Origin of the sequence: Yinghuangia seranimata (genome assembly GCF_029953285.1) — a bacterium.
GTDB classification, from domain to species: Bacteria; Actinomycetota; Actinomycetes; order Streptomycetales; family Streptomycetaceae; genus Yinghuangia; species Yinghuangia seranimata.
Genome location: NZ_JASAOI010000079.1, coordinates 38,611 through 46,975, shown reverse-complemented (window position 1 = coordinate 46,975; position 8,365 = coordinate 38,611). Strand labels below are relative to the sequence as shown.

Below are 8,365 nucleotides of genomic sequence, written 5' to 3'. Positions count from 1 at the left end.
GCGGGTCAAGCCGCAACCGAACCAGGCCAAGGGACCAAGCGCTGGCAGGAACGGCTTGAGGCGCGGGCCGTCCGCGCGGAAAATCCAAAAGCGGGAGGGGCGTCAGGCCACCAAAACGCACCAGGTCAGGAACGGTGCAGCACAGAGGCCGCAAAAAACAGCCTCGTCGGCCCAGGCCTACCTACAGCGCGTCAGGCCCGCGTTCCCCCGTCCGGACCCGGATGATCGTCTCGACCGGGACGCTCCACACCTTCCCGTCGCCGATCTTCCCGGTGTGCGCGGCCTTCGTGATGATCTGCATGACGTCCGCCGCATCGTCGTCCTCGACGACGACCTCCAGTCGGATCTTGGGTACCAGGTCCACCCGGTACTCGGCACCGCGGTACACCTCCGTGTGCCCCCGCTGCCGCCCGAAGCCGCTGGCCTCGGTCACCGTCAGCCCGTGCACGCCGAACGTCTGCAGCGCGGTCTTCACGTCGTCCAGTCGGTGCGGCTTGATGACCGCCGTGATCAGTCGCATGAGTTGTCTCGTCAGTCCTCGTCGGCGCGCACCGGCCGTGGCTTCGTGGTGGAGGCAGTCGACGAAGACAGGTGCGATGCGGCGCCGACCGAACCGAGATCGTAGGCCGTCTCAGCGTGCACGGCCAGATCCAGCCCCGCGAGCTCGTCGTCCGCGGACGCTCGGAAGCCCATTGTCCGGTCGATGACCTTCGCGATGGCATACGTCACCGCGAACGAGAACAGTGCCGCCACCACCACCGCGACGAGCTGCTTGCCGAGCAGCCCGACCCCGCCGCCGTGGAGCAGGCCGCGCGGGCCGCCGACGCCGGTCATGCCGTCCCACGCGAACAGGCCGATGAGCACGGTGCCGACGACCCCGCCGACGAAGTGCACGCCCACGACGTCGAGCGAGTCGTCGTACCCGAACCTGTGCTTCCAGCCGACCGCGTACGAGCACAGCACGCCGGCCGCGAGGCCGATCAGCAGGGCGCCGGTCAGGTCCACCACACCACACGAGGGAGTGATGGCCACCAGGCCCGCCACCGCACCGGACGCCGCGCCGAGCGTCGTGGCGTGCCCGTCGCGGCGCTTCTCCACGACGAGCCAGCCCAGCAGCGCGGTACAGGCCGCGGCCTGCGTGTTGACCAGCGACTGCGCGGCGATCCCGTTCGCCGCCAGCGCCGAGCCGCCGTTGAAACCGAACCAGCCGAACCAGAGCAGGCCCGCGCCGAGCATGACGAGCGGCAGGTTGTGCGGGCGCATCGGGTCGCGCTTGAAGCCGATGCGCGGGCCGAGCACGATCGCCACGGCGAGGCCTGCCGCGCCGGAGTTGATCTCGACGACCAGGCCGCCCGCGTAGTCGAGCGCGCCGAGCTTCTCGTGGATCCAGCCGCCGGGCCCCCACACCCAGTGCGCGAGCGGCACGTAGACGAGGGTCACCCACACCGCGCAGAAGACCAGCCACGCACGGAACTTCGCGCGGTCGGCGATCGCGCCGCTGATCAGCGCCACGGTGATGATCGCGAAGGTGAGCTGGAAGGCCATGACGACCAGCGTCGGCACGCTGCCGGTCATCGACTCGGGCTTCATGCCGTGCAGGAACAGCTGCCCGAAGTCGCCGAGCACACCGCTGCCGAGGTCGTTGCCGAAGGCCAGCGACCATCCGCACGCGAACCACACGACGGTGACGACGGCGATCGCCGAGAAGCTCATCATGATCATGTTGAGCACGCTCTTGGCGCGCACCATGCCGCCGTAGAAGAGCGCGAGCCCGGGCGTCATGAGCAGGACGAGCGCGGTGGCGACCAGCAGCCACGCGGTGTCCCCGGCGCTCAGTTCGGCGGGTGTGGCCAGTTGTGTGGTGGCTGCGGCGGCGGTCATCGGCCCCCTCGTTCCCGTCGGCGATATGCACCAAAGCGCCCTCGGCGGCGCCGGGGGCCCACGCCAGGGTGGAGACGCCGGATTTCCACACGCTCACGCCCAAGTTACGTACGCGTTACGCGATCTGATGCTGTGTTACTTCGACGTGTCGCCATCGTGTCCCTCTCCTCACGCGGTGCGACGTTCGACATGAGCCGGAAACGCCGTGGCCTATCCGTGACATCTCCCTGAAACCTGCGGCCGGCGACCGGTGCTGAGGTTGCAGCGCGCCGCCGGGGAGCGAACAGTGAGAAGTGTTATGTCTAGTAACCGAAGGATCTCCCGTATTGTCGGCACGTCGTGCCTGGCGGCCGCGGTCGCCCTGCCGGCCACCGCCGTGGCGGCAACGGCGTCGGACGCCCCGGCGCGCGCGCCGAACGCGACGTCCGTCGACACTCCGCCGCCGTCGCCGAGCAGCCGGCCGCCGGGCTACTACACCCCGAAGACGCAGGGCCCGGAAACGTCGCAGAAGCCGCAGACGAGCCAGAAACCCGCCACCTCCGCGCCGGGGTCGGGCGCACCCAGCACGGGCGCGTCCTCATCGAAACCGGGGACGTCGACATCCACGAAACCCGGGACCTCGACGTCGTCGCCATCCCAGGGGGCGCAGTTCCAGGCGGGCGTGACGCCTGCCGAAGTGGAGGCGCGGATCAACGCCCTGGACCTCCCTGAGGACGTGAAGCAGCAGCTCCGGGAGGGGCTGGCGGTGGCGGTGAACGCCATCGACAGCCCGACCACGTCCGCGAACGACAAGACCGCCTACAGGTACCTCGTGGACAGCATCAACCGCGCGTTGCAGCTGGCCCAGAACCCGACGACGTCGCCGGCGGACCGCGCGATGTACCTGAAGTACGTGCAGGGGATCAACGAGGCGACCAAGCTGACGCAGGACGCGAAACTCTCCGTCGCGGACCGGGCCGTCTACCTGTCGCTCGCGGTCTCGCTCACGAACTACGTGAACGCGATCCAGGATCCCAACCTCGAGCCGGTGTACAAGGCGGTATACGTCAAGATCGCGGACTCGATCACCAACGGCCTGTTGGCGGCGGTGGATCCGAAGACGGCGCCGAAGAAGCCCGAGGACCAGCAGAAGGTCAAGCAGATCCTCCAGGACACGAACACCACTGCCGCGGCGGCGCTTGCGGTCCTTCAGGACCCGAACGCGACGCCGGAGGCCAAGCAGCAGGCCCAGCAGCAGGTCCAGGCGGTCGTGGACGCGCGGACGAACGCCGTTCAGAACAACGACTACCTGCGGTTCCTGAACGAGGTGAAGCGCTACAACCCGTCCGACGCCTGCCTCCAGGCGATCGCGGACCGCACCACGCAGGCCGGATGGCCGGACGGATCCCTCTGGGGCCTGACCGACCCCTCGTGCGCCGACACCCTGACCAAGGCGGCCGCCGACAAGAGCAGCGCGTGGAACGCCCTGTTCTCGTGCGTCCTGAACCAGGCGTTCTCGACGTGCGCCGCCTACATCCCCCCGCAGTGACAGCACCTGGATCCGGCATGTCCACATCCCCTCAACGACGGATCTCCCGCATGGTCGGGACGTCGTGCTTGGCCGCCGCGGTCGCCCTGCCGGCGGCCGCCGTGGCGGCCACGGCGCCCGATCACCCGGCGCGCGCTCCGAACGCGGCGTCCGTGGACACTCCGCCGCCGAGCAGCCAGCCGCCGAGCAGCGAGCCGCCGACCGGCGGCGCCACGTCGCAGGCGCCGAATACGTCGGAGCACTCGGAGGGCCCGCCGACGAGCGGGAAGCCCGCCACCTCTCCGAGCTCCGGCACACCGTCGGAGTTCACAACCTCGTACACGACGAAAACGAAGACGAAGATCACGACGAGTCCACCGGAAGGGCAGAAGTACGACGCAGCGGTGACGCCCGCGGAAGTGGAAGCGGAGATCAAGGGGCTGAACGTCTCCGAGGACGTGAAGCAGAGGCTCCGGGAGGGGCTGGCCGTGGCGGTGAACGCCATCAACAACCCGGCCACACCCCAGAAGGACAAGAACTCCTTCATGTACATCGTGGACAGCATCAACCAGGCGCTGAAACTGATCCAGGACCCGACCACGTCGCAGGCGGACCGCGCGATGTACCTGAAGTACGTGCAGGGGATCAACGAGGCGACCAGACTGACGCAGGACGCGAACCTCTCGGCGACGGACCGGGCCGTCTACCTGCAACTCGCGAGTGCGCTGGCGTCCTACACGACCAACCTCCAGGATCCCGGCCTTCCCGCCGTGTACAAGGGCCTCTACATCAAGATCGCGGACTCGATCACCAACGGCCTGCTGGCGGCGGTGGATCCGAAGACGGCGCCGAAGAAGCCCGAGGACCAGCAGAAGGTCAAGCAGATCCTCCAGGACACGAACACCACTGCCGCGGCCGCGCTTGCGGTCCTCCAGGACCCGAACGCGACGCCGGAAGCCAAGCAGCAGGCCCAGCAGCAGGTCCAGGCGATCGTGGACGCGCGGACGAACGCCGTTCAGAACAACGACTACCTGCGGTTCCTGAACGAGGTGAAGCGCTACAACCCGTCCGACGCCTGCCTCCAGGCGATCGCGGACCGCACCACGCAGGCCGGATGGCCGGACGGATCCCTCTGGGGCCTGACCGACCCCTCGTGCGCCGACGCGCTGACCAGGGCTCTCGCCGACAACGACACCAAGTGGAAGAGCCTGTACATGTGCGTCCAGAACCAGCCGTTCTCGACGTGCGCCGTCTACATCCCCCCGGAGGGGTGAGCGGACCTCCCGCGCGGTGCCTGACGCCGTGCCACGATGGGGGTCCGGGCGCCCCGCGCTATCACCGCGGGGCGCCCGGACCGTTCATGAGTGGTCGTCAGGTACGACCGGTACCGCAGCGGTACGACGGGCTACGGGCGCAGCGGCCCCTCGCACGTGTACCAGGACGTCGCCGCCTTGCCGTTGCTCCACAGCTCCGGGTCGGCGTAGTAGCAGTTCATGTCCGCGAGGTTGTTGGTCGCCGCTCCGGCCCGGGTCAGGATGAAGTAGTCGACCGTCGCGTCCATGTCCTTGTGCACCTGGCCGGGCTGGGTCGAGGCGATGTTCGCCGTGATCATGCCCTTGCAGGTGAACCGCGGGTGCCCGTCGGTGGCGGTGGTCGCGCACGTCGGCGTCGCCCAGGTGGACGTCGCGAACGCCTGCTGGACCTCGGCCGTGTTCGCCGACGCCAGCTGCGCGACCGGGGTGTACGACGCGCTCGGGATGGTGAGCTGGTCGACGCCCGCGATCTGCTGGTCCAGGAAGGCGTCGTACGCCGCCTGGTACTTGGTGCCCATGCGGTTGAGGAAGTCGTCGAACGCGGCGACGTTGTTCGCCCGCAGGTCGCTGTACATCTCGCGCAGCTCGTCCGGGTGGTCGCGGCCGAGCATCGCCCAGAACGCGCACGCGTACGAGTAGTAGCGGAAGAAGTAGCCGGCGTCGTCGTACTTGAAGTGCAGGATCTCGTTGACCGACGGACGGCTGTTGGTCTTCAGGTCCTTGATGATCCGGTCGATCTGCGACTTGCGGACCTTCACGCCCTGGTCGCGGGTCGAGCCGGCGAAGTACTCCGCGGTGCCCTCGTCGAACGACGTGGTGCGGTTGTCGGTGTACCAGGGGGCCTCGCCGAACAGGCCCGGCACGGCGTAGCGGCCGTTGAGGTAGTGCGTGTACTCGTGGCGGAACAGCTCCTCGAGGGTGAGGAGCGAGTCGCGCGGGATGACGCGCTGGTACGTGTAGAACGTCGCGCCGTCCTCGATGTACAGGCCGCCGTTGTTGGTGCCGTAGCCGTACAGGAAGTACTGGTACTTCTTGTAGTCGGCCATGGCCTCGTACAGGCGCATCGTCAGCTTGTGGTTGACGTCGCCGGCGACCGGCTGGTCGCTGCCCACGATCCGCAGGAACTGCGTCTTGACCTGCTTGGACGCGTAGTACAGCTGCTCGACGGTGGCCGCGTCGAGGCCGGTGTGCACCTCGAAGTCGCCGTTGTCGTAGCTGTAGGTGTGCGGGAACAGCTTGGCCTCGAGGTCGGCCTTGCACACGTCGTACTGCTTGCAGAGCCCGTAGTACTCGAGCCAGTGCGCGGTCTCGCTCCACACGACGCCGTACTTGCCGTAGGCGTTCTCGGTGACCGTGAGGAGGTCGGCGAGCCCGGCGGTGACCTCGGCGCGGACCGCCGGGACCAGGCCGATGCGGCCGTACTCGAAGATGCCGTTGCGCAGTAGGCCGCCGGCGTTGGCGTTCAGGTGGGTGTAGCCGACGAACGCCTTGAGCGCGGCGCGGTACGCCGGGTCGGCGGCGACGGCGGCCCGGTAGGCGTCCGCCTCGTAGACCATCCCGTTGTAGACCTGGACCTGGGACTGCAGGGTGACGTTCTGCCAGGCCGGGTCCTGCCAGGCCGTCGTGCTTCCGTTCATGGCGTTGAAGACACCCGCGAACAGCCCGAGTTGCCGGGGGCGCACGGTGTCCGTGCCGGCGGAGATGACGACCTCGAGCATGGTCGCCGCGGAGTTCGTCGTCGCACCGAACGCCTTGGGGTTGGCGCGGTACGCGTCGATCGCCGCGCTGAGCGGGTCGAGCACGGCCGGGACGCGCAGGTTGACGTCGTTCGCGTTCCAGTCGATGTAGAGCGCGGCGTGCGTGAAGTACCAGAGCTCGTAAAGGTTCTGGTTGTCCGTGCCGTCGTAGCTCGGGGCGAGCTGGACGATCCGGTCGAGCACCGCCTTGAGGTGACCCGGTGTCAGGACGCGGGCCAGCTCGGGGGAGTAGGTCCACAGGAACGGCTTGAGACAGGTGGACGCCTTGACGTCCGGCCGCACCAGGAAGTCCGCCAGCTGCTTCGGGGACAGCTGGGAGAACTCGGCCAGGGTGCAGCCCGGTACCGCGGCCGGGGCGGCGAACCGCGAGACCGCCGGCGCCGGGGCGGCCGCCGGGCCGTTGGGGGCCTTGCCGGTCGCGGGAACGTCCTTGCCGGCGACGGTGATCGACCCTGGGCGGCTGTCGGCGGCCGAGCCGGCGGTGCCCTTGCCGAGGTGGTCGACGTCGTCGGCGGTGCCGCCTTGCGGGGTGGCCGTGGTGCCGCCGGCCGGTGCGGCCGACGTGGTGCTGTGGGGTGCCGGTGCGGGTGCGAGCCCGGCGGCGGAGGCGCCTGTCGCCGGCAGAACTGCCAGCGCGAGTGCGGCCAGTGACGCGCTTGTGGCGATCAGCGGCCTGCGGCGCACGCGTATGCCCATTCGTGCCCTTCCAGGGGCGGGGCCGCGGTCGGCGGCCCACGGGTGATGGAGCAGGACGCGCAGAACAATTGCACATGTCACATGTGACAACAACACTGCAGCACCGTAAATCTCTGGTAAACGCCCCGTTGGTTCGCAGGCGAAAACCCTCCATCGCGTTGGTTGTCGCGGGGCGGAGTTCGGCCGTGCCGCGTGGCCGGAAATCGGCCCTGTGTGGTGTGTGTGAGGGCTGCCTGCGAACGGCTAGAGGTCGTACAGCGGATCCGGCGTCCGCCCGCCGGTCTGCTTCGTCACCAGGCGCGCCGTCGCCGCCAACCGGTCGCCGTGCGCGGTGACCTGGCGGCCCGTCACCTGCCGCAGCCCGTTCAGCGTCAACGCGAGGGCGACCTGTCCGTGGGCGTCGAAGACCGGGGCCACGATGGTGGTGATGTCGTACGTCGCGTCCGGCTCGACGCCGACCAGCTCGTAGTCCTCCTCGCCGAGCGCCGCCGCCAGTTCGGCCAGCCGCTCGCGCAGCCGCGGCGCCTCGCGCGGCCGGTCGGCCAGCCGCTCGAGCGTCGCGCCGATCTCGGTGCGCGTGGGGCTCTCCACGGTGATCGAGTAGCCGCGCTCGCGCACGGCCGCCAGCGTCACCGGCAGGTGGACGCGTGCGGTGGCCTGCATGCGGCGGTCCAGCCGGCCCAGCCACGCGTCGACGTCCTCCTGCGCCGACCATGCGAAGAAGACCTGCCCGAGCGGCGGGACCAGCGGCATGCGCTGCCCGACCCGGATGTCCGCCGACGTCAACTGCGGCCGCCCCTCGACCGCCAGGATCACCAGGTCGTCGCCGACCGACACACTGATGATCGCCTCGGTGCTGAACTCCTCCGCCAGCAGCCGCATTTCGCCGCGCGCCAGGTCGACCGCACGGTTGCTGCGCAGCGCCGCGTCGCCCAACGCGACCAGCGCGGGCCCCAGTTCGTATGTCTTGCGGCGCGGATGCCGGACCAGGTAGCCCGCGTCCTCCAGTGCCTGGAGCACCGAGAGCGCCGAGGCGAGGTTGATGCCGAGCGACGCCGACAGCTCCGACAGCGTGAACGTGCCGCCGGGGTGCGCCGCGAAGAAGTTGAGGATGTCGATCGCGCGACCGGCCGCGAGTGCGGGGCGGACCATGGCGGACTCCCTTGCTCTGTGCCGGTGCTCTCGTCAGACTTCTATCAGATTTCAAATCG

The 8,365-nt window shown here is 69.1% G+C and carries 8 protein-coding genes; 2 read left to right on the top strand and 6 right to left on the bottom strand.

What is annotated here, in order from left to right:
* Nucleotides 1–181: 181 nt before the first annotated feature.
* The 3 genes from QI554_RS39485 to QI554_RS39475 form a co-directional block, all read right to left on the bottom strand.
* Nucleotides 182–520 (bottom strand): P-II family nitrogen regulator, encoded by a 339-nt coding sequence (locus QI554_RS39485; protein ID WP_281477504.1) that lies wholly within the window; start codon nt 518–520, stop codon nt 182–184.
* Between the two features lie 11 nt (nt 521–531).
* Nucleotides 532–1,881, bottom strand: a complete 1,350-nt coding sequence (locus tag QI554_RS39480) for an ammonium transporter (RefSeq protein ID WP_281477502.1) — start codon at nt 1,879–1,881, stop codon at nt 532–534.
* Between the two features lie 471 nt (nt 1,882–2,352).
* Nucleotides 2,353–2,574 carry a hypothetical protein gene (locus tag QI554_RS39475; protein WP_281477500.1) on the bottom strand — a complete coding sequence of 74 codons (222 nt, stop codon included), beginning with the start codon at nt 2,572–2,574 and terminating at the stop codon, nt 2,353–2,355.
* Between the two features lie 22 nt (nt 2,575–2,596).
* Here QI554_RS39475 and QI554_RS39470 point away from each other — a divergent pair, with 22 nt between their 5' ends.
* Entirely contained in the window at nt 2,597–3,409 is an 813-nt protein-coding gene (locus QI554_RS39470) for a hypothetical protein (RefSeq protein WP_281477498.1), read from the top strand.
* Nucleotides 3,410–3,530: 121 nt separating this feature from the next.
* Here the strand turns inward: QI554_RS39470 and QI554_RS39465 are convergent, their stop codons facing one another.
* On the bottom strand, nt 3,531–3,755 hold the full coding sequence (locus QI554_RS39465) for a hypothetical protein (protein WP_281469891.1): 225 nt from the start codon (nt 3,753–3,755) through the stop codon (nt 3,531–3,533).
* A gap of 37 nt (nt 3,756–3,792) precedes the next feature.
* Here QI554_RS39465 and QI554_RS39460 point away from each other — a divergent pair, with 37 nt between their 5' ends.
* On the top strand, nt 3,793–4,662 hold the full coding sequence (locus tag QI554_RS39460; protein WP_281469890.1) for a hypothetical protein: 870 nt from the start codon (nt 3,793–3,795) through the stop codon (nt 4,660–4,662).
* 131 nt (nt 4,663–4,793) lie between these two features.
* Here QI554_RS39460 and QI554_RS39455 read toward each other — a convergent pair whose 3' ends face one another.
* Together QI554_RS39455 and QI554_RS39450 are read right to left on the bottom strand one after the other, a co-directional pair.
* On the bottom strand, nt 4,794–7,154 hold the full coding sequence (locus QI554_RS39455; protein ID WP_281469889.1) for a collagenase: 2,361 nt from the start codon (nt 7,152–7,154) through the stop codon (nt 4,794–4,796).
* A gap of 243 nt (nt 7,155–7,397) precedes the next feature.
* Nucleotides 7,398–8,306, bottom strand: a complete 909-nt coding sequence (locus QI554_RS39450; RefSeq protein WP_281469888.1) for an IclR family transcriptional regulator — start codon at nt 8,304–8,306, stop codon at nt 7,398–7,400.
* Nucleotides 8,307–8,365: the final 59 nt, after the last annotated feature.